Origin of the sequence: Rhodococcus zopfii NBRC 100606 = JCM 9919, assembly GCF_001895025.1 — a bacterium.
Taxonomy (GTDB): Bacteria; Actinomycetota; Actinomycetes; order Mycobacteriales; family Mycobacteriaceae; genus Rhodococcus; species Rhodococcus zopfii.
In genome coordinates this window covers 1-20,126 of sequence record NZ_BCXI01000007.1, presented here as the reverse complement: position 1 = coordinate 20,126, position 20,126 = coordinate 1, and the positions used below count along the sequence as shown (strand labels likewise).

20 protein-coding genes are annotated in these 20,126 nt (G+C 68.0%); 5 read left to right on the top strand and 15 right to left on the bottom strand.

Going from position 1 to position 20,126, the window contains the following annotated elements; genetic code table 11:
* Positions 1-142 precede the first annotated feature (142 nt).
* Entirely contained in the window at positions 143-517 is a 375-nt protein-coding gene (locus RZ1_RS04060; RefSeq protein ID WP_072809470.1) for a VOC family protein, read from the top strand.
* On the opposite strand, the gene RZ1_RS04055 is transcribed toward RZ1_RS04060, so the two are convergent.
* Complete coding sequence (locus RZ1_RS04055) at positions 498-3,089, bottom strand: AMP-binding protein (protein ID WP_083583516.1); 2,592 nt, start codon at positions 3,087-3,089, stop codon at positions 498-500. The two genes, RZ1_RS04060 and RZ1_RS04055, sit on opposite strands and share 20 nt — an antisense overlap.
* A 254-nt stretch (positions 3,090-3,343) precedes the next feature.
* Here RZ1_RS04055 and RZ1_RS04050 point away from each other — a divergent pair, with 254 nt between their 5' ends.
* Positions 3,344-3,736, top strand: coding sequence for a TIGR02611 family protein (locus RZ1_RS04050; protein ID WP_072809741.1), 393 nt, complete (start codon positions 3,344-3,346; stop codon positions 3,734-3,736).
* Positions 3,737-3,763: 27 nt separating this feature from the next.
* On the opposite strand, the gene RZ1_RS04045 is transcribed toward RZ1_RS04050, so the two are convergent.
* The 3 genes from RZ1_RS04045 to RZ1_RS04035 form a co-directional block, all read right to left on the bottom strand.
* Complete coding sequence (locus tag RZ1_RS04045) at positions 3,764-4,558, bottom strand: ABC transporter permease (protein ID WP_171061670.1); 795 nt, start codon at positions 4,556-4,558, stop codon at positions 3,764-3,766.
* A gap of 5 nt (positions 4,559-4,563) precedes the next feature.
* Positions 4,564-5,532, bottom strand: coding sequence for an ATP-binding cassette domain-containing protein (locus RZ1_RS04040; protein ID WP_072809467.1), 969 nt, complete (start codon positions 5,530-5,532; stop codon positions 4,564-4,566).
* An 81-nt stretch (positions 5,533-5,613) separates the two neighbouring features.
* On the bottom strand, positions 5,614-6,432 hold the full coding sequence (locus tag RZ1_RS04035; protein ID WP_072809465.1) for an SDR family oxidoreductase: 819 nt from the start codon (positions 6,430-6,432) through the stop codon (positions 5,614-5,616).
* A 193-nt stretch (positions 6,433-6,625) separates the two neighbouring features.
* On the opposite strand from RZ1_RS04035, the gene RZ1_RS04030 reads away from it, so the two are divergent.
* Entirely contained in the window at positions 6,626-8,278 is a 1,653-nt protein-coding gene (locus RZ1_RS04030; protein WP_072809464.1) for an MFS transporter, read from the top strand.
* Here the strand turns inward: RZ1_RS04030 and RZ1_RS04025 are convergent.
* Genes RZ1_RS04025 through RZ1_RS04015 form a run of 3 tightly spaced genes read right to left on the bottom strand, consistent with a single transcriptional unit; the run spans position 8,242 to position 11,464 of the window.
* A complete protein-coding gene (locus tag RZ1_RS04025) occupies positions 8,242-9,591 on the bottom strand; it encodes a diacylglycerol/lipid kinase family protein (protein WP_072809462.1) in 1,350 nt (449 codons plus the stop codon). The genes RZ1_RS04030 and RZ1_RS04025 overlap by 37 nt on opposite strands.
* Positions 9,592-9,597: 6 nt before the next feature.
* The gene (locus tag RZ1_RS04020) at positions 9,598-11,028 is read right to left on the bottom strand and encodes a hypothetical protein (protein ID WP_072809461.1); all 1,431 of its coding nucleotides are present in this window, start codon (positions 11,026-11,028) and stop codon (positions 9,598-9,600) included.
* A 10-nt stretch (positions 11,029-11,038) separates the two neighbouring features.
* Positions 11,039-11,464: a DUF7144 family membrane protein gene (locus tag RZ1_RS04015; RefSeq protein ID WP_072809459.1), complete on the bottom strand. Its 426-nt coding sequence runs from the start codon at positions 11,462-11,464 to the stop codon at positions 11,039-11,041.
* 279 nt (positions 11,465-11,743) lie between these two features.
* Between RZ1_RS04015 and RZ1_RS04010 the strand changes: the two genes are divergently transcribed.
* Together RZ1_RS04010 and RZ1_RS04005 are read left to right on the top strand one after the other, a co-directional pair.
* Positions 11,744-12,169: a DUF6325 family protein gene (locus tag RZ1_RS04010; protein WP_283236143.1), complete on the top strand. Its 426-nt coding sequence runs from the start codon at positions 11,744-11,746 to the stop codon at positions 12,167-12,169.
* Between the two features lie 66 nt (positions 12,170-12,235).
* Complete coding sequence (locus RZ1_RS04005) at positions 12,236-12,526, top strand: SHOCT domain-containing protein (protein WP_072809456.1); 291 nt, start codon at positions 12,236-12,238, stop codon at positions 12,524-12,526.
* 110 nt (positions 12,527-12,636) lie between these two features.
* On the opposite strand, the gene RZ1_RS04000 is transcribed toward RZ1_RS04005, so the two are convergent.
* From RZ1_RS04000 to RZ1_RS03965, 8 genes are all read right to left on the bottom strand, one after another.
* On the bottom strand, positions 12,637-13,029 hold the full coding sequence (locus tag RZ1_RS04000; protein WP_072809454.1) for an SHOCT domain-containing protein: 393 nt from the start codon (positions 13,027-13,029) through the stop codon (positions 12,637-12,639).
* Between the two features lie 121 nt (positions 13,030-13,150).
* A complete protein-coding gene (locus RZ1_RS03995; protein ID WP_072809453.1) occupies positions 13,151-14,563 on the bottom strand; it encodes a DUF2252 domain-containing protein in 1,413 nt (470 codons plus the stop codon).
* A 170-nt stretch (positions 14,564-14,733) separates the two neighbouring features.
* Positions 14,734-15,570 (bottom strand): mycofactocin-coupled SDR family oxidoreductase, encoded by an 837-nt coding sequence (locus RZ1_RS03990; protein ID WP_072809740.1) that lies wholly within the window; start codon positions 15,568-15,570, stop codon positions 14,734-14,736.
* 92 nt (positions 15,571-15,662) lie between these two features.
* Positions 15,663-16,832, bottom strand: coding sequence for a lipid-transfer protein (locus tag RZ1_RS03985; protein ID WP_072809451.1), 1,170 nt, complete (start codon positions 16,830-16,832; stop codon positions 15,663-15,665).
* Positions 16,829-17,248, bottom strand: coding sequence for a MaoC family dehydratase (locus RZ1_RS03980; protein ID WP_072809450.1), 420 nt, complete (start codon positions 17,246-17,248; stop codon positions 16,829-16,831). Before RZ1_RS03980 ends, RZ1_RS03985 begins: the two co-directional genes overlap by 4 nt.
* Positions 17,245-18,267, bottom strand: a complete 1,023-nt coding sequence (locus tag RZ1_RS03975; RefSeq protein WP_072809448.1) for a bifunctional MaoC family dehydratase N-terminal/OB-fold nucleic acid binding domain-containing protein — start codon at positions 18,265-18,267, stop codon at positions 17,245-17,247. Before RZ1_RS03975 ends, RZ1_RS03980 begins: the two co-directional genes overlap by 4 nt.
* A 14-nt stretch (positions 18,268-18,281) precedes the next feature.
* Positions 18,282-19,433, bottom strand: a complete 1,152-nt coding sequence (locus RZ1_RS03970; protein ID WP_072809446.1) for an acyl-CoA dehydrogenase family protein — start codon at positions 19,431-19,433, stop codon at positions 18,282-18,284.
* A partial coding sequence (locus tag RZ1_RS03965; protein WP_072809445.1) for an acyl-CoA dehydrogenase family protein occupies positions 19,418-20,126 on the bottom strand: 709 nt, incomplete at its 5' end. The genes RZ1_RS03965 and RZ1_RS03970, both read right to left, overlap by 16 nt.

The following is a 20,126-nucleotide window of genomic DNA, read 5'->3' as shown; positions in this document are numbered from 1 at the left end:
ACACGGATCGGCGATCCGGTGGAGAGCTGACCGCAGTCCGGGCGGCGAGTCGCCGTCCGTGTTCGATCCGGGGACCCCCGGAAGAACCTGCACATCCGCATGTACTTCCACCCGAGAATCGAACGACAGCAAGGACAAACCTGTGCCCGCAACCTTCAATCACACGATCATCGCCTCCCGCGACCGCGACGAGTCCGCGCGGTTCTTCCGCGAGCTCCTGGAACTCGGTGAAGCACCGTCCTGGGGCGTGTTCACCAACCTCCAACTCGACGACGGCGTGCTGCTCCAGTTCGCCGCGCCCCCGGTCGACATCCAGATGCAGCACTACGCGTTCCTCGTCGACGACGACCTGTTCGACCGCGCGTACCGGCGTCTGCTCGACGCCGGCATCGAGCACTGGGCCGACCCGCACATGCGGCGCCCCGGAGAAACCAACACCGAACACGGTGGGCGCGGCGTCTACTTCAAGGACCCGTCCGGTCACGCGATCGAGCTGATCACCCGCCCGTACCTGTGACCGTCACGGTCCGGGCCGGATTCCCGGTGGGTTCCCGGCCGGCGACCGCGGGAGCGCCGAACGAGCGGGGGCGCCACCTGCCCCACAGCCGGCCAAGGCCGATCCAGAGCTGCTGATAGGCGACCCCGACCGCCAGCGATGCCGCGAACGCGAGCCACGGGTCGATGTCCCGGAGGTACGGATAGACCGTGAAGTGAGTCAGGTAGATGAACAACGAGGCGCCTGCGAGCACCTCCACCGGGCGAACGAACAACGCCGGCCACCACAGTCTCGGAACCCAGACGAGCAGTAGCAGCCCGCCGACGACCAGCGCGGTCCGTCCGGGCTCGTCGTGAAAGAAACCCGGCACCGTCACCAACGCCATCGCGCTCACCACCACGCGCTGCCACACCGCGACCGCACGTGCCGCCGCCCAGCCGAGAGGAAACAGCCAGAACACCACATACGACGCCAGGATCTGGCTGGTCGGGGTGTCCGGTCCGATCACCTGATAACGGGTGAGCAGCCCCGCGACCACGAGCACCATCGGGAACGCGAACGGGAAGCGGCGTTCCCGTTCGTCCACCCACGGGATCGCGAGCAGCACGGCGATCCCGAGCACGATGTACACCAGCGCCTCGACGAACCAGTACCGCCACTCGCGGGTCCAGGCGTCGGGCCCGAACACGCCGTTGAGGAGGAACACACTGCTCAACGGGTGGGCGCCGGTGACAGCGACGACCCCTCCGATCCACACCGCGCTCGGCAGGGCGATTCGCGCGACGGACGCCAGCGTGTGCCGCAACCGGACACCCCGGGATCCGGCGAGGTTGAACCGCGCGAAGTTGTACCCGGCGGCGGCGAGCAGCACGTGTGCACCACCGACGAGCGCGAACAGATGCAGATGCGACCCGACGATGAGGACGATGGCCAGCGCCCGGATCAGCACGTTCGTCTCGACGGTGCGCAGCCCGCGCCGGGGACGGCCGGCCGCGGCGGCCAGCTCGCGCAGCGGCGTGGTGTGCCAGTCGGCGGGGAGGGTCCCCAGGAGCTTCTCGAGCCGCACCGACGTCCGCACGTAGGTGAGGGAGTCCCCGCCGAGGTCGACGAAGGTGCTGTCGTCGGTGACGCCGTCGGTCGCGAGGATCTCGGTGTAGAGCGAGCGCAGCCGGGACAGGTCGATCGGGCCGCCGTCGGCGGACGGATCGCCGGGCGCGCGGTCGGCGAGTGCGGCGACCGCGCGGAAGTCGGGTTTGCCGTTCTCGGTGCGCGGCAGCTCCGCCACCGGGACCACCCGCACCGCCGGCTCGGGCAGCCCGCTCGCCCGGGCGGCGAGCTTCCGGACCTGCCGCGGGTCGGCTTCGACAACCGCGACGACCAGCTGGTCGTCGCCGCCGGCGCAGCACGCGACCAGGCCGTGGTCGCCGAGTACGGCGTCGACGCGCTGCAGGTCGATCCGCAGACCGAACAGCTTCGCGAACCGGGATCGGCGTCCGACGATGCGATACAGCCCCGCGTCGGTGCGCACGGCCAGGTCCCCGGTGCGCAGTTCGTCGACGACCCGGCCCAGGGCCAGATCGCCGGGTGTCGTCGCGTATCCGAGCATGACGTTCGGTCCGGTGTAGACGAGTTCACCGGCGCCGTCGTCGCTCTCGGGGACCGGTTCGATGCGGAGCGAGCCGCCCGGGACGGGGATGCCGATGGTGTCCGGATGCTGCGCGGCCAGTTCCGGCGGCAGGTACGCCATGCGGGCGGTGGCTTCGGTCTGCCCGTACATGACGACGAAGTCGAAGCCGCGGCGCTGCCCGAGCGCGGTGTATCCGCGTACCCGCTCGGGATCGAGCCTGCCCCCGGCTTGTGTGACGTACCGCAGGCAGCTCAGGTCCAGGTCGGCGAAACCGACCCGATCGAGCAGGTCGAACGTGTACGGGACGCCGGCAAGCGCGCTGACGCGGTGGTTCCGGACCAGGTTCCAGAATTCCGGTTCCGTGACGGACCGGTCGGTGAGCACCACCCCCGCGCCGCACAGCAGGTGACTGTGCAGCACCGACAGCCCGTAGCAGTAGTGCATCGGCAGGGTCGTGATCGCACGGTCGGTGTTCCGGATATCGAGGTAGGTGGCGATCGCCTCGGCGTTGGCCTGCACGTTGTCGTGGGACAGGCGTACCAGTTTGGGCGAGCCGGTGGATCCGGACGTGCTCAGCAACAGCGCCAGATCGGGGTGCAGGTCGTGGGTGGTGCCGGGTGCATGTTCGTCGAAGCGGCCGTCGTCGACGACGACGTCGGGACGATACGCCTCGATCATCGCGGCGAGGGTGTCGGCGTTGCCGCCGGGCACGAGCAGCACCGGATGACCCGCCGCCAGCGCCGCCAGGTAGGCGACGATCGGGTCGAGGGCATTGCCGCCGGTGATCAGGACGAGCCGGCGGGTCGAACCGAGCCGGTGTACGACGGCGTCGACCCGGTCGGCGAGTTCACGGTAGGTGACGTCGCGGCCGTCGACGATGAGCGCGGTCCGCTCCCCGTGAGCGGCAAGGCCCGCGGCGAACGGAACCCGCGAGCATTCGACGAGCTCGGTGGAACGGGAAAGCACCGCAGGAGTCTATAAGGCTTGGCAAACCTGAGAAAGGGCAGCCTGAGTTTGCGCTACGTCGCTGGGCCGCCGACCAGGTGATTCACGCCTGCCCGGCGATCGCGGCCTCCGAACGCCCCCGTCCGCACTCGGTGGTCGCCGGTAGAGTGGAACTCGGAGAGCCGGTCGCACACGAAACGACGCGACCGAAGAGGAACGAACCCGGAGCGATCGTGAACAGTGAACGGGTCGAGTCATCTGCCTCGCCGCCGACGATCCGGCGGCGCCTGCATCGGCTGCGCACGCACATCGCGGTACGACCCACTCTGAATCTGACCTACCGACTCACCGTGGCCACAGCCGGAACGATCGTGCTGGTCCTCGGCGTCGTTGCGATCCCCTACCCCGGGCCGGGATGGCTGATCGTGTTCGCCGGACTCGGCATCCTCGCGTCGGAGTTCGCGTGGGCACACCGGACCCTGCACGGCGTGCGCACCCGGTACGACCGGTTCATGGCGTGGTTTTCCCGACAGTCCTGGGTCGTGCGCGGCGCGGGCGCGCTCGGCACCGGCGCCGTTGTCCTCACAACGCTGTGGCTGCTGGGAACGTTCGGTCTCGTCAGCGGCTGGGCCGGCCTCGACTACTCGTGGATGGACAGCCCGCTGTGATCGCAGGATTCAGCCGTGATTGCAGGATCAGCGGCTGACGGCCTTCTGATAGCGGTGGATCGCCAAGGGCACGAACACGATCAGCATCAGAGCGGTCCACAGCAGCGAGGCGAGGATCGGGTTCTGCAGCGGCCACACCTCGGGCGTCGGCATCATCGGGTTCGTGTTCCCGAACAGCTCGCGCACCGCCTGCGTCAACGCGGACATCGGATTCCACTCGGCGATCGTGCGCAGCAGCGGCGGCATCGAGGACGGGTCGACGAACGTGTTCGCGATGAACGACAACGGGAAGATCACCATGAAGCTCGCGTTGTTGAACACCTCCGGTGTGCGGATCCACATGCCGATGACCGCCATGACCCACGACAACGCGTAGGCGAACAGCAACAGCAGCAGGTATCCGGCAACGGCCTCGCCCAGTGATGTGTTGATGCGCCAGCCCACGACGAGACCGGTCAGCGACATCACGATCAGGCTCACCACGTTGATGAGCACATCGCTCGTGGTCCGGCCGATCAGCACCGCGGACGGCGCCATCGGCAGCGAGCGGAACCGATCGATGATGCCCTTCTGCAGGTCCTCGACCATGCCCAGACCGGTCCACGTGGACCCGAAGATCACCGTCTGGGTGAAGATGCCCGCGATGAGGAATTCCCGGTACGACATGCCCGGGATGTCGATGGCACTGCCGAACACATACGCGAACAGCAACACGAACATGATCGGCGAGAGGATCGTGAACACGATCAGGTCGGGCACACGCTTGATCTTGATGACGTTGCGTTTCGCGATGGTGAGCCCGTCGGACGCGACCATCTGCATCGTGTTCACTTCGCCGCCTCCTCGTCTGCCTCGTGGCCGGTCAGGGTGAGAAACACGTCGTCGAGTGTCGGTTTGCGCAATGCTGCATCCACCACACGCACGTCCGCAGCGGACAACTTGCCCAGCGCGACGAGAAGTGCCTCGGCGCCGCCGTCCGGGGACGACCCGACCGGGATCGTCAGCGTCCCCGCGCCGCCGTCGATCTGGATCTCACCGGCCGCGACGGATTCGAGCTCGCGCACCGCGACCTCGCGGTGCACCTGATCGGGAATCCCCAGCTCGATACGCTCGCTGCCGACGAGGCTCTTGAGCTCGTCGGCGGTCCCCTCGGCGATCACCCTGCCGTGGTCGATCACGGCGATGTCGTCGGCGAGCCGTTCGGCTTCCTCCATGTACTGCGTGGTGAGCAGCAGCGTCGTGCCACGCGCAACCAGCTGTTCGATGACCTCCCAGAGCCCGAGCCGGGCCCGGGGATCGAGACCGGTGGTGGGTTCGTCGAGGAACAGAACCGGCGGCTCGGCGACGAGAGCACCCGCAAGGTCGAGGCGGCGGCGCATCCCTCCGGAATAGCCTTTGACGGGGCGGTCGCCTGCCTCGACGAGATCGAACCGTTCGAGCAGTTCACGGGCACGTTCCCGGCTGCGTCTGGCACCGAGATGGTAGAGCCGGCCCACCATCTCGAGATTCTCGAAGCCGGTCAGGTACTCGTCGACCGCCGCGTACTGCCCGGAGGCCCCGATGTACGCCCGCAGGGCACGGGCATCGGCGACGACGTCGTAGCCGGCGACCTCGGCGCGGCCGGAGTCCGGCACCAGCAGAGTGGTCAGCACCCGCACCGCGGTGGTCTTGCCCGCACCGTTCGGTCCGAGCAATGCGGTCACCGTGCCCTCCGGTACGCGCAGATCGACGCCGTCGAGCGCCCGCACCTTCCCGTAGGTCTTGATCAGACCCTCTGCGACTATGGCATCAACCATCGGTCCTCCCCTGACCGTCGTCGTGTGCCCCCAGTCTGCCCGACGGTACCGACAAGTCGCGACCGGTTTTCCGCGGGGCGCTCAACCGTCCGCGAGCAACTTCGCCTGGAATCGGCGCATCCCGGCGATCCAGCGGTCGTAGTCCGCACCCTTGTAGCGGTACATGTCGAGAACTTCCGCATGCGGCAGGATCAGGAAATGTTCCTCCCCGATCGCGGCGAGGACGATCTCCGCAACCTCGGACGGCGCGAGTACCTTCCCCGCGGAGGTGACGGCGCGGGTCGCCGTGTCGCCCAGCCCGGTTCCGGATCGCTCCCCCTCCCGTAGCAACGCGGTCTCGACCCCCATCGGGCACAGGCAGGACACGCGGATTCCCTTGTCGCCATAAGTGACCGACAACCACTCCGCGAATCCGACGGCTGCGTGCTTCGTCACCGAATAGGTGGCCGATCCGATCTGGGTCAGCAGGCCGGCCGCGGATGCGGTGGAAACGAAATAACCCTCGCCGCGGTCGAGCCACCTCGGCACGAGCAGTTGGGCAGCGCGGATGTGAGCGCGCACGTTCACGTCGAACGCGCGGTCCCACACGGACTCATCGGCATCGAGACCGGGCGCGCCGGTGATCCCGGCGTTCGCGAAATACAGTGCCACCGGCCCGAGTTCGCGCTCCGCACGGTCGACGAGGGCGCGAATCTCGTCGCTGTCGGCCACGTCCGCCCGCACCCCGAGAGCCGATCCCGTTCCGGAGGGATCGAGTTCGGCGGCGACCCGCTGCGCGGCGTCGCCGTCGAGGTCGGCGAGCAGAACCTTGGCCCCCGCCGCGACCAGACTTCCCGCGATCGCCGCACCGATGCCGCCTCCCGCTCCGGTGACCACCGCAACCTTGCCCTCGACCTGCATATGTCCCCTTTCACCACGATGCCCGTCCCGATTCGCGACGATGCTCGTCCGTGTCTAGTCCACCGCGGCACCACAGGCAATCCGGCGCGTGCGAAAACGGGCGGCTCAGGGCGCGACCTGCTGTACTTGGGAGCGGTTGCCCCAACACGATTCGTCCAGCGGTCGTTCCGGCCGGGATCGGAAGCGGTCGAACATGAGCGTCGAGAAGCCCCCGGCCCGGGGAGTCGGTTCCGGATCGACTCTGGTCCTGGCGGTGCTCGCGTCGGGTCAGTTCCTCATGACCCTCGACAGCTCGGTGATGAATGTGTCGATGGCGACGGTCGCGCAGGACGTCGGCACCACGATCACCGGCATCCAAACGGCGATCACCCTGTACACCCTCGTGATGGCCTCACTGATGATCACCGGTGGAAAGATCGGCTCCATCCTCGGCCGACGCAGGGCGTTCGGCCTGGGATTGATCATCTACGGCATCGGATCGTTCGTCACCGGGCTCGCCCCCAACCTGGCGATCCTGCTGCTGGGCTGGTCACTGCTCGAAGGCGTCGGCGCCGCACTGATCATGCCCGCCATCGTTTCTCTCGTCGCCTCGAACTTCTCACCGGAACGTCGGGCAGCGGCGTACGGGCTGGTCGCGGCCGCCGGGGCGATGGCCGTGGCGGTGGGCCCGCTGCTCGGCGGGGCGGTGACGACGTTCGCATCCTGGCGGTACGTCTTCTTCGGCGAGGTCGTCGTCGTGCTGCTGATTCTGCTGGTTCTACGGAAAGTGCAGGACGTGCCGCCGCAACGCACGCGGCTCGACCTCGTCAGTTCGGTGTTGTCCGTGATCGGCCTCACGATGGTCGTCTACGGGGTGCTGCGGTCGAGCGAATGGGGTTGGGTCCGTTCCAAGTCCGGAGCTCCGCAGGTGATCGGCATGTCCCCTGTCATCTGGCTGGTGCTCGGTGGCATGTTGGTGCTCTACCTGTTCCTGCGGCGTCAGCATTTCTTGACGGAGCGAGGACGTGAGGCGCTGGTCGACCCGGCCCTCCTGACGAACCGGCAACTCACCGGCGGACTCGGCATGTTCTTCGCGCAGTTCGCGGTCCAGGCCGGGGTGTTCTTCTCGGTTCCGCTGTTCCTGTCGGTGGTGCTCGAGCTGAGTGCGGTCCAGACCGGTGTCCGAATTCTGCCGCTGTCGATCGCCTTGGTGCTCGCGGCGACCGGAGTACCCAAGCTGTGGCCGCACGCGAATCCGCAGCGTGTCGTCCGGCTCGGGCTCGGGTCGATGATCGTGGGCATCCTGGTTCTCACCGCCGGCATGGACCCCGGTGCCAACGCGGCAGTCGTCTCGATCCCGATGTTGTTGATGGGTTTGGGATTGGGAGCACTCGCGTCCCAACTGGGCGCGGTCACGGTGTCGGCGGTGCCCGACACACGCAGCGCCGAGGTCGGCGGCTTGCAGAACACCGCCACGAACCTCGGTGCATCATTGGGCACCGCGTTGATCGGATCGATTCTCATCGCCACCCTCACGTCCTCGGTGGTAGCCGGCATCGAGGACAACCCGGCAGTCCCGGCGTCGGTGGAACAGCAGGCCACCACCGACATGGCAGCCGGAGTTCCGTTCCTGTCCGACACCCAGCTCATGAGCGCGCTCGACCAGGCCGGCGTAGACGCCGCCACCCAGCAGGCGATCGTCGCCGTCAATTCGGATGCGCGACTCGAGGCACTGCAGGTCGCGTTCGCGGTCACCGCGCTGATTGCGGTGGCGGCACTGTTCGGCACGGGCCGATTGCCTCGTCGGCCGGTCGGCGCCGAGGACGTCGGTCAGCGCACCCCCGGGGACGCGGAACCCGACGACTGACGACGCGGCAGGGCGAGTTCGCGCAGCCTCACCCAATCCAGGGCAGGCGGGGGAACACGGACGCCCGGGCGGTTGCGGGGAACCCGTACCCGGAGCGCACCCGGGGTGATCGTGCACCGCACCGGTGTCGGCATGCGCAGGGACTCGCCGTCGACACCGACCGGGATGTCGGGTGCGTCGGCATCGACGACCACCTCGGTTGCGGTGCGCTGCACGAGGCCTCGGCTGCGCGCCCGGTTGAGCAGACCGACCGCCTGCCGCGCGCCGGACACCGCGATCGCCACCACACCGAGGCGGCCCCGGTCGAGCCTGGTACGCCGGCCCAGTCCGGCCAGGTCGTCGGTGGTGTACGGGCCGTTGCTGACCAGGATCGCCTGTGGGCCGTCGACGAGTTCCGCGTCGATTCGGGCACGCAGCCGCACCCCACGACTGCCCGCGAGCAGGTCCGGCAGCATCTCGAGCACGGTCCCCGTCTTGTCGTCGCGATAGTCCGAGCTCTGCACGATGTCGGCGTACACCCCGAACGAGGCGTTGTTGACGAACGTGCGGCCGTCGATGTCGCCGAGATCGACGTGCAACTCGACACCGTCGCGCAGCGCGTCGAGGCACGCGGCGGGATCGTCGCGGTCCAGTCCCAGATCGAGCGCGAAATGGTTGCGGGTTCCGGCGCTGATCACCACGAACGGGAGGTCGTGCGCGGCGGCGATCCCGGCGACAAGCGCCTGGGTGCCGTCGCCACCGGCCACCCCGAGCAGGTCGGCTCCGCGCGCGACCGCCTCGAGGGCCAGTGCCTCCACGTCGACCGGTTCGGGGCCGTCGAGCAGCGCCACCGTGGCGCCCAATGCCTCGGCCTTGCGCTGCAGATCGAACTTGATCACCTTCCCGCCGCCGGAGCGAGGATTCATCACCAGGAACGGCCGAGTCACCGGCGTCGCGGGATATTCGGGCTGGGCGGACTCGTCGTGGTGGATCCGCAATGCCGCGCGGGCACACACGAGGGCGAGTGCGATGAGAACACCCGCGACGACCACGACCCACAGGTGCCGCTGGTGGATGTACAACGCCAGCACCGCGATCGGCACCAGGACGGCCAGCCCGAGCGCAGCCGCCCGCAGTGCTCCTCGCCGGGACAGGAACCAGTAGGTCGCGGCGACGGTGACCACGACCCCCGCGATTCCGACGATCACGAGCAGCACGACACCACGCACACCCGCCTCGGCGATCGGCAGGACGATCGCGGCGAGCACACAGAGTCCGGCGGCGCGCGCCCACCAGCGTGCCGCGCCCGGAACCTCGTCGACGACGGCGGACATGGTGGGCTACCCGGTCGGTGCGTCGGTGTCCGGTGGCCGGGTGCCGGCAGCGGACTGCGCCTGCCACGTCCGCACCGGACGGACGAACACTTCGAGTACCAGCAGAGCGAGGAGGACACCGATCACGATCCACACCACCACCAGACCCGTGGGGTACCGCCAGAACATCAGCAGCACCGCACCGATCGCAATGATTGCCACCCGCAATGGAACTCGGGCTCGTGCCACCCACAGTTCCACTTCGTTCGGCGGGCGCGTACGGCGCACCCGCTGCAAGGTGTCCAGTCCGCGTCCGAAACCGCGGCGCACGGCGGTTGCCGAAGCCGAGCCGCCGGTCAGGTACGCCGCCACGGCGATCACCAGGCCGAGGACGGCGACACCGCGTAGCGCGGCCCGCAGCGGCACGAGCACCGTGTCGATGAGTGTGGAGGCGGCGTCCGGAGACAGCACGTCGGGCGGGATCTTGTCGAGATAGATTGCGCGCCCGATGATCAGTGCGATTGCGAGCACGAGCATCCCGATCGCCAGGGCGACGCCGACGAACGCGAGGGCGCGCAGGCGCCGGCCCGCGGGTGCAACCACCACGGCGGCCACCGCCGCAGCGATCGTGACCCACGGCAGGATCCCGGACGCCTTGTCCAGCGCGGACACCGCGCGTTGCGCGCGCACCAGATCCGGTGATTGGAACAGGACGAACTGCTTGTCGATCGCCGGGATCTTCTCCGCGAACGTGAAGCCCCGGTCGATCAGGCGTGCTTTGACATTGTCGATGACCGTGCCCAGCGAGATGCTGACCGTGCCGGACTCGTCCACCGTCACCGAGGACGGCCCGACCTCGCCTGTCACGACCGCGACCAGACCGGTGTGGGCGGCACGGTTCGCCTGGATCCACAGGTCGTCGAATTGGTCGCTGCGCACCAGGGACAGCACCGTTTCGTTGACGAAACTGCGTGCCTGCCCGGCGATCACCGGCGCCAGCCCATCGATAGCGCGGTCGAGACGCGGCGCGTTCCCGGTCGCCGGTACCAGGTCGGTGAGCGCCGACAGCGCGTCCGCGGTGAGTTGCTGGATATCGACCCGGGCGAAGATCTCGTCGGTGACGGAGTCGGCGATCTGATCCTGGATCGCCGGATCGGATGCCAGCGGAGCGACGGTGGTGACGTATCGGTCCGTGTCGAGGACTTCGCCGCGCACGAATCGGGCGGTCACCGTCGCGAGCGCGAGGACCGCGACCAGGACGGTGAGGATCGCCACGGCCGTCCACCGCAGGGCGTGCCGAGGTTCGCGTTCCCGCGGCAGCGCCGCGGGGGGAGGCCCCGCGGCCCGCGACCGCAGGGACGCGACCTCGGCTCGCAATCGCTCCAGTTCGGCCCGCTCGCCCGAGGCGAGCGGGCCGTCCGGGGTACTCGAGCCGGAGGGGCCGGCGCCGGTGGTCATTGCTCAGGGTCTAGTAGTAGTCGGGCTGCGGCTTCCACGTCGACACCGCCCAGATGACCACGATGTCGAGCGCGATGATCAGGATCGACCACCACGGGTAGTACGGCAGCCACAGGAAGTTCGCGATGATCGACAGCGCCGCGATGATGACCGCGGTGACCCGCGCCCACGTCTGGCCCGCCATCAACGCGATACCCACGAGGATCATGAGGATGCCGAGAATGATGTGGATCCAGCCCCAACCGGTGAAATCGAGCTTGTACATGTACTCGACGCCACGGACGAAGACTTCGTCCTCCGCTACGGCGGCGATTCCTTGGAAGAGGGAGATGATGCCGAGGGTCACGAGGATCACCGCGGCTCCGATGGAGGTGCCCGCAGCGATGCCCTGTTTGACGCTGCCGGCCTCCGGATTGACACGCACTTCTTCGGACATGACCGTCCCTTTCACGAGGTGAGTGGTATCGGTAGTATGCGCGCGCTACGCGTTCCCGGCATGTTTTTGATCATCACGGCCCGAACTCCCCTCACCGCCGGTATGGGGTGCAGCCGTCGCCGGAATTGCACCGGGCGACACGGGATATCGACCACATACCCGCCTGCCAGCGGAAACACGGCGCAGACCCGCGCGGAGGGCTATCGTCGAGAACGCCGAAACGCAGTACCCGTCCTCTCAGGAAAAGAGACCGCCGTGACCGGTACCGAACTCGACGAGATGGGCCCCGTCGACTATCTCGTCATCGAATTTCCCGCGAACCGTCCCCCGGACGGCTCCGCGCTTCCCCTGCTGGTCGACCTCGTCGGACGCGGCATCATCCGCGTGCTCGACCTCGAGTTCGTCCAGAAGAGCGCCGACGGGTCCGTCAGCGGGATCGACATCGCCGACGTCGGACTCCAGGGCGACTTCGACGTGACCCTGTTCGCCGAAGCGTTCTCCGGACTGCTCGACGACACAGACCTCGCCGACGCCGGTGAAGCGCTGGAACCGGGGTGCTCGGCAGCGGTCCTGATCTACGAGAACACCTGGGCGGCACCGTTGGCAACTGCCTTGCGCCACAACGGAGCTCAGCTCGTTGCCTCCGGCCGGGTACCGGTACAGAGCATTCTGGCATCACTCGACGCCCTGGAGACCGAGAACTGACAGTGCCCGAGAACTGACAGTGCCCGAGAACTGACACACCGCACATCCGAGAGAAAGGTTGGACTCATGCCCGGATTACTTCGCGGCGTCGCCCGGACCGCCGTGATCGCGGGAACCGCAACGTCCGTGTCGAATCGGGTCTCGCGCCGCCAGGGTCGGCGCTGGGCTCAGCAGGATCAAGAACAGCAGGCCCAGGCGCAGCAGCAGGCCGCACCTCCTCCGCCGCCGCCCGCACCCCCGGCTTCGGGTGGCGTCGACCGGCTCGAGGCGCTCAAACAGCTCGGCGAGCTGAAGGCACAGGGAGTGCTCACCGACGCCGAATTCGAAGCGGAGAAGGCGCGCATCCTCGCCGGCTGACGCGTCGTGCGCTCCGGACCCCCTGTTTTCCGAGCGAAGGGCACGTTCGATCGGTTGAAGGAGACGAACGGTACATTCGCTCGGAAACGGGGGGCCGGGGGGCCGCCGCGTCAGCCCGCGGCCGTCTGACCCAGTGCGTGGGCCTTGAGTTGCTGGAACTCCGCCTCGGTGATCACTCCCGAGTCCAGTAGGGACTTCGCCTCCGTAATGCTCTCGGAGGGCGACTTTCCCGCAACCTGCCGGATGTACTGATCGGTGGCCTGTTTGGCCTCGAACTGCGCTGCACGCGTGCGCTCGGCCATGCCCCGGCCGCGGACGATCAGGTAGACGAACGCGCTGAGGTACGGGAACAGCACCAGGACGATCAACCACAGCGCCTTGACCCAGCCGGAGAGATGGTGATCGCGGAACAGATCGACCACGATCTGGAACAGCACGATCAGATACGCCACGAAGGCGAACACCACGATCGTGTACCACACGTAATCCCAAAACGAATCCATGACGTGCACCTTTCCGAGTGGTCCGTGCGAGGAACCTCCCCGCGGAAGGTTCACCGGATATCTTGCTCCCGAGCGCAGCCGAAACCTGGGCAGTTCGCGAAAACTCGTCGGTTCGCGCTCGTCAGATGCCCGTGCGTGCCTTGACCTTTCCCTCGTCGATCGCGTCGACGAGCTGGTTCCGGTCGTTCTTGTTGCGCTGGGAGTACACTTCCGCGAAGTCCGCGATGGCCTCGTCGAACTCGCTGTCGGAGCCGAGATACGCGGCGATCGCGACGCGGTCGCTCGACCGCGCGTGCCCGTAGGCGAGCACCCGCCCGCACAACCTGCCGTACAGCGTCAGCCCTGTCGGGGTCATCGCCTCGACGACCGCGGAGCCCTTGCCGTCGCGGAGTTGCCGGAGGTAGAAGTCGCGCTGCACTCCGTCGGCGCCCGTGCCCTTCTGCCAGCCGAGGAAGATGTCGCTCGCCGCCTGCATCAGCCGCTGCCCGTTGACGACGCGTTCACCTTCGTTCGCGAACGTCGGACCGTCCACATAGTCCGCGAGCACCGATCGTTGAGCTTCCTTGGCCTGCAGGAACAAGGGGTCGTCGTCGTCGCGACCGCGCAGCAGCATGATCCAGGCGCGGGTACCGACGCTGCCGACTCCCACCACCTTGCGGGCGGCCTGCACGAATTCGAATTGTTCGAGCAGGACGCGACGGTCCCACTGCAGGGTCGATCGGTACGACCGGAGGCGCTCGTGCAGCTCCTGATAGATCAGTTCGGTGTCGAGATCGGCAAAGACCTCCTCGATCGGAACGATGAGCGGTGGGGCGCTGATGATCCGGCGTTCGCCGTCGACGATCGTCGTGAGTTTCCCGAGCGCCTGCACGCTGTCGCGGGTCATCGACTTCTCGATGAGTTTTCGGGTGCGCTTCTTCATCGACGAATCGAGTTCGTCGCGCAGATCCACGAGTTCGGTGGACGGTTCGACGTGTGAGTACCAGACGGCAAGGTTTCCCCGCTCGGCCTGTGCGAGCATCGTCTCGCGGTATTCGGCGGCGCAGGCCCGGGTGATCCGTTTACGTTCCTTCCCGGTGAAACCGTTGTCGCGGGCCGCGACCGCGAGGCTCGCCACGAGCCGTTTGACGTCCCATTCGAACGGACCGGGGTAGGTCTCGTCGAAATCGTTGACGTCGAATGCCAGTTTACGTTCCGGCGTGGCGAAGAGCCCGAAGTTGCTCAGGTGCGCGTCTCCGCACAACTGGGAGATCAGGCCGCTGTTCGGGGTGCGCGACAGATCGTCCGCCATCACCAGCGCAGCACCGCGGTAGAACGCGAACGGGGAACTCGACATCCGCCCGTACCGGACCGAGATCAGTTGCGGGATCCGGGTCGCGGCCTGCTGCTCCAACAGGGCGAGCGGATCGCGACCTTCGTCGGGAGAGACCTCGGCGAGGGCGGCAATCGGGGTGGTGCGACGCGCCGCGAGACCGGCCTCGACGCGCTGTTCCCACGTGGGGTGCGGGACGACGTACCCGTTCGTGTCCGACATGGCTGATCCCTCCGAGCGGCTGCGCCGATCGTTCCGGTCCACTCGTCCGGCCGTCCGGCAAACAGGATGGGCAAGGGCCGGCACCGGCCGGCGGGTTCCACGGTATCCCGCTCGCGGCACAGCGATGAGACGAACGACGCAGCCTCGGCACGGATCGGCCGGGAAAGGGATCAGCCGGTCACGCGTGCCGCGTTGCCGGCGTCGACGGGCAGGACCGTACCGCTGATGTGGGCGGCGGCCTCGGCGGCAAAGAACAGCACGACCCGGGTGATCTCCGCAGGGTCGAGCCACGGCACCGGCTGCGCGTGCAGGGACGCGAACACCGGGGCCACATCGTCGGCGGTCGGCTTCTCGAGGTCGGGCCGCAGCATGCCGTACAGGAAATCGTTGTGAATCATCGGCGTCGAGATATTACCGGGCGCAATGGCGTTGACGGTGATTCCGTGCTGCGCGAGATCGAGCGCGGCACTCTTCGTCAGGCCGATGACCCCCCACTTGGACGCGCTGTAGGCGGCCATGTTCGTGTTGCCGGCACGGCCGAGCATCGAGGAGATCGTCACGATCCGGCCGTAGCCACGCTCGATCATGCCGGGCGCGACCGCCCCGATGGTGTTGAACACGCCCGTGAGGTTCGACGAGATCGCCTCGTCCCACATGTTCTGCGGCATCATCTGCACGGGCGCCGCCACGGACACCCCGGCATTGGCGACCGCGATGTCGATACGGCCGAACTCGTCGGCGGCGCGCGCGACGAGCGCGTCGAGGGCACCGCGGTCGGCGGTGTCGAGCTTCTCGGCGATCACGCGCCGGCCGGTCGCCTCGATCAGGCGAACGGTTTCCGCTAGGTCGTCGTCCGTTGCGAGCGGATAGAACACCCCGTCGCTGTTCTCGCATCGATCGCAGATCACGATGTCGGCGCCGCGCTCGGCGAACGCCACGGCGTGCGAACGCCCTTGCCCGCGCGCCCCGCCGGTGATCAGCGCGACCTTGCCCTCGAACTCTTTCACGTCCACTCCCGTCGTCGGCTACCGGATCATCGGTACCCGAGCGGGATCGGTTCCACCACAACCGATCCCACTCACCGGTTTCTGCCGGGATGCTATCTCGACAGGACGAGACCCGACGTGGGTACTCCGGTGCCGGCGGTGACGAGAACGTTCTCGACGTCGGGAACCTGGTTGACCGAGGTGCCGCGGATCTGCCGTACCGCCTCCGCGATGCCGTTCATGCCGTGAATGTACGCCTCGCCGAGCTGGCCGCCGTGCGTATTCAGCGGCAGATGCCCGCCGAGTTCGATGCCGCCGTCCGCGATGAAGTCCTTCGCCTCGCCGGGCTTGCAGAATCCGAGTTCCTCGAGCTGCATGAGTACGTACGGGGTGAAGTGGTCGTAGAGCACCGCCGTCTGCATGTCCTGCGGGGTGAGGCCGGACTGCTCCCACAGCTGGTTGCCGACGATCCCCATCTCGGGCAGGCCGGTCAACCCGTCCCGGTAGTAGCTGGTCATGATGAACTGGTCCTGCGCACTGCCCTGGGCGGCGCCGGCGATCAGCACCGGCGCCTGCTTCAGGTCCTTCGCGCGTTCGGGGCTGGTAACCACGATCGCGACACCGCCGTCCGATTCCTGGCAGCAGTCGAGCAGGTGCAGCGGCTCGGCGATCCACCGGGAGTTCTGGTGGTCCTCGAGCGTGATCGGTTTGCCGTGGAAGAACGCCTTCGGGTTGGTGGCGGCGTGCTTGCGGTCCGCGACCGCGACCGCGCCGAAGTCGGCACTGGTCGCACCGGTCATGTGCATGTACCGCTGCGCGACCATCGCGACGAACGAGGCCGGGGTGCTCAGGCCGTGCGGATACGAGAACGCGTTGTCGGTGCCCGACGAATTGACCTGGGTGGCCAGGGCCGAGTTGACCTGCCCGAAGCGGGCACCCGAGCGTTCGTTGAACGCGCGGTAGGCGACGACGACATCGGCGACACCGGTGGCGACCGCCATCGCGGCCTGCTGCACCGTCGCACATGCGGCGCCGCCGCCGTAGTGGATGCGCGAGAAGAACTTCAGGCTCGGGATGCCCACCGACCGCGCGACCGCGACCTCGGTGTTGGTGTCCATCGTGAACGAAGTGAGACCGTCGACGTCCTCGGGACGCAGCCCTGCGTCGTCGAGGGCGGCGCGGACCGCTTCGGCGGCCAGGCGCAGTTCGCTGCGTCCGGAGTCCTTGGAGAAGTCGGTGGCGCCGATGCCGACGATCGCGGCGCGGCGGGACAACCCGCTCATGCGGTACCTCCGATCACAAGGGTGGCCTTGGCGTTGATGTGATTACCGAGGCTGTTGCTGCCCACGATGTCCAGGGTGATCAAACCGTCGTCGACCGAGGCGACGGTGCCGGTCAGCGCCAGCGTGTCGTGCGCGTACCAGGGGACGCCGAGCCGCAACGAGATCGACTTGATCACCGCGCGGGGCCCGGCCCAGTCGGTGACGTAGCGCTGCACCAGCCCGGTGTCGGTGAGGATGTTGACGAAGATGTCCTTCGATCCCTTTTGCTGCGCGAGGTCGCGGTCGTGGTGGACGTCCTGGAAGTCCCGGGTGGCCAGCGCGGTCGACACGATGAAGGTCGGGTCGCCGTGGATGGACAGGGCGGGCAGCGTCTCCCCCGCCGTCACCGTCCCGGTGTTCGAATGCGCGGTGTTCATGCGGTCTCCTGACGGGGTGTCCAGGCATACAGCGTCCACGGCTCGCCGCCGGTCTCGTCGTCGGCCGGGAAGTCGAGGTAGGTCACCTCGACGGGCATGCCGATGCGCACGTCGGCGGGGTCGACGCCGCGCAGCTCGCCGAGCATGCGGATGCTGCGGGAACCGTCGCTCCGCTCGCCCCCGGCGCTCTCCTCGAGCTCGACCAGCGCGACGACGAACGGCAGCGACCGGCCCGGCACCTTCGGTGCGTGGTGTACGACGTAACTGAAGACGGTGCCGCGCCCGGATGCGACGACATAGTCGGTGGTTTCGGTCCTGTCCAGCCACAGCGCGGCGACCGGTGGGTGTTGCAGGGAACCGTCGGGCCGGCGCTGGATGCGCAGCTCGTGCGCGACGATGCCGTCCCAGAAGAACTGCGTGTCCTGTGACGCGGACGGACGCAGCAGGCGTGTCGCGTCGAGATCGTCCGGAACCGCCGGTGCGACCGCGGCCGCGACCGCTTCCCTGGCGGGCGGCGCGAATTTCAGGATGCGGAACAGCATTTCGGCGACGATCTCGTCGCCGACCTTCCAGATGTTGCGGGTGGTGAAGAACCAGCCTTCGCCGAGACCGGTCTTCTTCGGACCCACCACGTCCTCGAGGGTGGATTCGATCGTGACCTCTTCACCGGGCCGCAGGTAGCGGTGATAGACCTGGTCACAGTTGGTCGCGACCACGGAGGTGTAGCCGGCGTCGTCGAGGATGCCGGTCATCCGGCCGAGCGGATCGTCCGCCTCGCGCTGCGCGCCGAGTCCGCGCATCGTCCACACCTGGGCCATCGCCGGGGGCGCGACGAGCCCGCCGTGCCCGGCCGCGACCGCGGCATCGGAGTCGGTGTAGATCGGGTTCTCGTCGCCGATCGCCTCGAGCCAGTTGCGGATCATCGGCATGTTCACCGGATCGCGTCCGGAGCGGGGCTTCGACGGGCCGTCGCCACGGACACGTTCGGCGGCGGCGAGGATCTCGTCGGGTATCGCCATCGGAAGTTCCTCTCTCACCGCGGAACCCGGGGCATGCCCAGTCCCGCCGTCGCGATCAGTTCGCGCATCACCTCGTTGACGCCACCGCCGAAGGTGATCACGAGATTCCGCTTGATCTGCATGTCCAGCCAGCTCAGCAGCTCACCCGTGCCGGGGTCGGCGGGGTCGCCGTGGCGTCCGACGATCTCCTCGGCGAGCCGGCCGACCCGCTGGATACGTTCGGTGGCGAACACCTTGGTGGCCGAGGCGTCCGCGATGTCCACGGCGTCGGATTCGCTCGCCGCGACCTGCCAGTTGAGCAGTTCGTTGAGGCGGAAGGTTGCGCGGATCTCCCCGAGCGCGCGCCGCACGTCGGGTTCGTCCAGCAGATCATTCTTCTTCGCCCACTCGGCCACGTGGTCGTAGAGACCGCCGACCTTGCCGGCCGGTCCGAGCATGACACGCTCGTGGTTGAGCTGGGTGGTGATCAGTTTCCAGCCCCTGTTCTCCTCCCCCACAAGCATGTTCGCCGGGACCCGCACGTCGCTGTAGTAGGTCGCGTTGACGTGGTGGGCGCCGTCGCACGTGATGATCGGGGTCCAGCTGAAGCCCGGGTCGGTCGTGTCGACGATGAGGATCGAGATGCCACGGTGCCGCGAGTCGGCGGGACCGGTGCGCACCGCGAGCCAGATGTAGTCGGCGTCGTGGCCGCCGGTGGTGAAGATCTTCTGGCCGTTGACGATATAGGAATCGCCGTCGCGCACGGCGCTGGTGCGCAGCGCGGCCAGGTCGGTGCCGGCCTCCGGTTCGGAATAGCCGATCGCGAAGTGCACCTCGCCGGAGAGGATGGCGGGCAGGAACTTCCGCTTCTGCTCCTCGGTGCCGTACACCTGCAGGGTCGGCCCGACGGTCTGCAGTGTGACGCTCGGCAACGGAACGTCGGCGCGGACCGCTTCGTTGGCGAAGATCTGCTGTTCGATCTCACCGAACCCGCGGCCACCGAATTCCGTGGGCCAGCCGACGCCGAGCCAGCCGTCCTTGCCCATGCGGCGGATGACCTCACGGTAGGTGGGGCCGTGCCGCTCGGTGCGCATGATCGCGGCCTCCGCCGGGGAGATGAGATCCGCGAAGTAACGTCGCAGTTCCGCTTGCAGCGCGCGCTGCTCGTCGGTCAGATCGATGAACACCGGGCCCCCACGAGGTCGAGTCGGTACGAGGCGCCGCCGAGCAGGCGCGCCAGATCCTTGGCGGTCGAGGAATAACGGTGCAGCGGATAGGTCACGTCGACCCCGATGCCGCCGTGCAGGTGGTGCAGAACCCGCATCGCGGGCGGCAGTTCCTCGGCGATCCAGTACGCCGTGACGTCGAGATCGTCGTCCACCGTCGCCGAGCGGGCACCGTCGTGAGTGACGCGCCAGGCCGACGCGAGCGCCGCGACGTGCAGGGTGCGCGCGGTGACGTAGACGTCGGCGATCTGCTGCGCGACAGCCTGGAAGGCCGCGAGCGGCTTACCGAACTGATGCCGCGTGCTCAGGTGTTCGGCGGTCAATGCCGTTGCGCCGTCGAGCAAGCCGTCCGCGTACGCACCGATCGATGCGAGCGCGAGCCGGTACAGGACCGCGACGTCGGCGGCGGGGTCGGCCCCGTCGCCGAGGAGCACGCCGACCGCGCCGTCGAACCGCACGGAGAACTCGGCACTCCCGGCCGCGGACGGGCTCGCGGTCGCGGTGACACCGTCGGCGGTCGCGGCGACGGCGACGACACCGGCGTCGGTGGGCACCAGGATGTGCCGGGCGGTGGCGGCGTGCGGGACCGCGACGAAGTAGCCGGTGACCGCGTGGCCGCCGCCGACGGCCTGCGCCGTCGCGGCGGGTGCGGCC

Bases quoted from the DNA above. Each gene is read 5' to 3' on its own strand.
- RZ1_RS04045 (WP_171061670.1), bottom strand. From the start codon at position 4,558: ATGCAGATGGTCGCGTCCGACGGGCTCACCATCGCGAAACGCAACGTC.
- RZ1_RS04040 (WP_072809467.1), bottom strand. From the start codon at position 5,532: ATGGTTGATGCCATAGTCGCAGAGGGTCTGATCAAGACCTACGGGAAG.
- RZ1_RS04035 (WP_072809465.1), bottom strand. From the start codon at position 6,432: ATGCAGGTCGAGGGCAAGGTTGCGGTGGTCACCGGAGCGGGAGGCGGC.
- RZ1_RS04030 (WP_072809464.1), top strand. From the start codon at position 6,626: ATGAGCGTCGAGAAGCCCCCGGCCCGGGGAGTCGGTTCCGGATCGACT.
- RZ1_RS04025 (WP_072809462.1), bottom strand. From the start codon at position 9,591: ATGTCCGCCGTCGTCGACGAGGTTCCGGGCGCGGCACGCTGGTGGGCG.
- RZ1_RS04020 (WP_072809461.1), bottom strand. From the start codon at position 11,028: ATGACCACCGGCGCCGGCCCCTCCGGCTCGAGTACCCCGGACGGCCCG.
- RZ1_RS04015 (WP_072809459.1), bottom strand. From the start codon at position 11,464: ATGTCCGAAGAAGTGCGTGTCAATCCGGAGGCCGGCAGCGTCAAACAG.
- RZ1_RS04010 (WP_283236143.1), top strand. From the start codon at position 11,744: ATGGGCCCCGTCGACTATCTCGTCATCGAATTTCCCGCGAACCGTCCC.
- RZ1_RS04005 (WP_072809456.1), top strand. From the start codon at position 12,236: ATGCCCGGATTACTTCGCGGCGTCGCCCGGACCGCCGTGATCGCGGGA.
- RZ1_RS04000 (WP_072809454.1), bottom strand. From the start codon at position 13,029: ATGGATTCGTTTTGGGATTACGTGTGGTACACGATCGTGGTGTTCGCC.
- RZ1_RS03995 (WP_072809453.1), bottom strand. From the start codon at position 14,563: ATGTCGGACACGAACGGGTACGTCGTCCCGCACCCCACGTGGGAACAG.
- RZ1_RS03985 (WP_072809451.1), bottom strand. From the start codon at position 16,832: ATGAGCGGGTTGTCCCGCCGCGCCGCGATCGTCGGCATCGGCGCCACC.
- RZ1_RS03980 (WP_072809450.1), bottom strand. From the start codon at position 17,248: ATGAACACCGCGCATTCGAACACCGGGACGGTGACGGCGGGGGAGACG.
- RZ1_RS03975 (WP_072809448.1), bottom strand. From the start codon at position 18,267: ATGGCGATACCCGACGAGATCCTCGCCGCCGCCGAACGTGTCCGTGGC.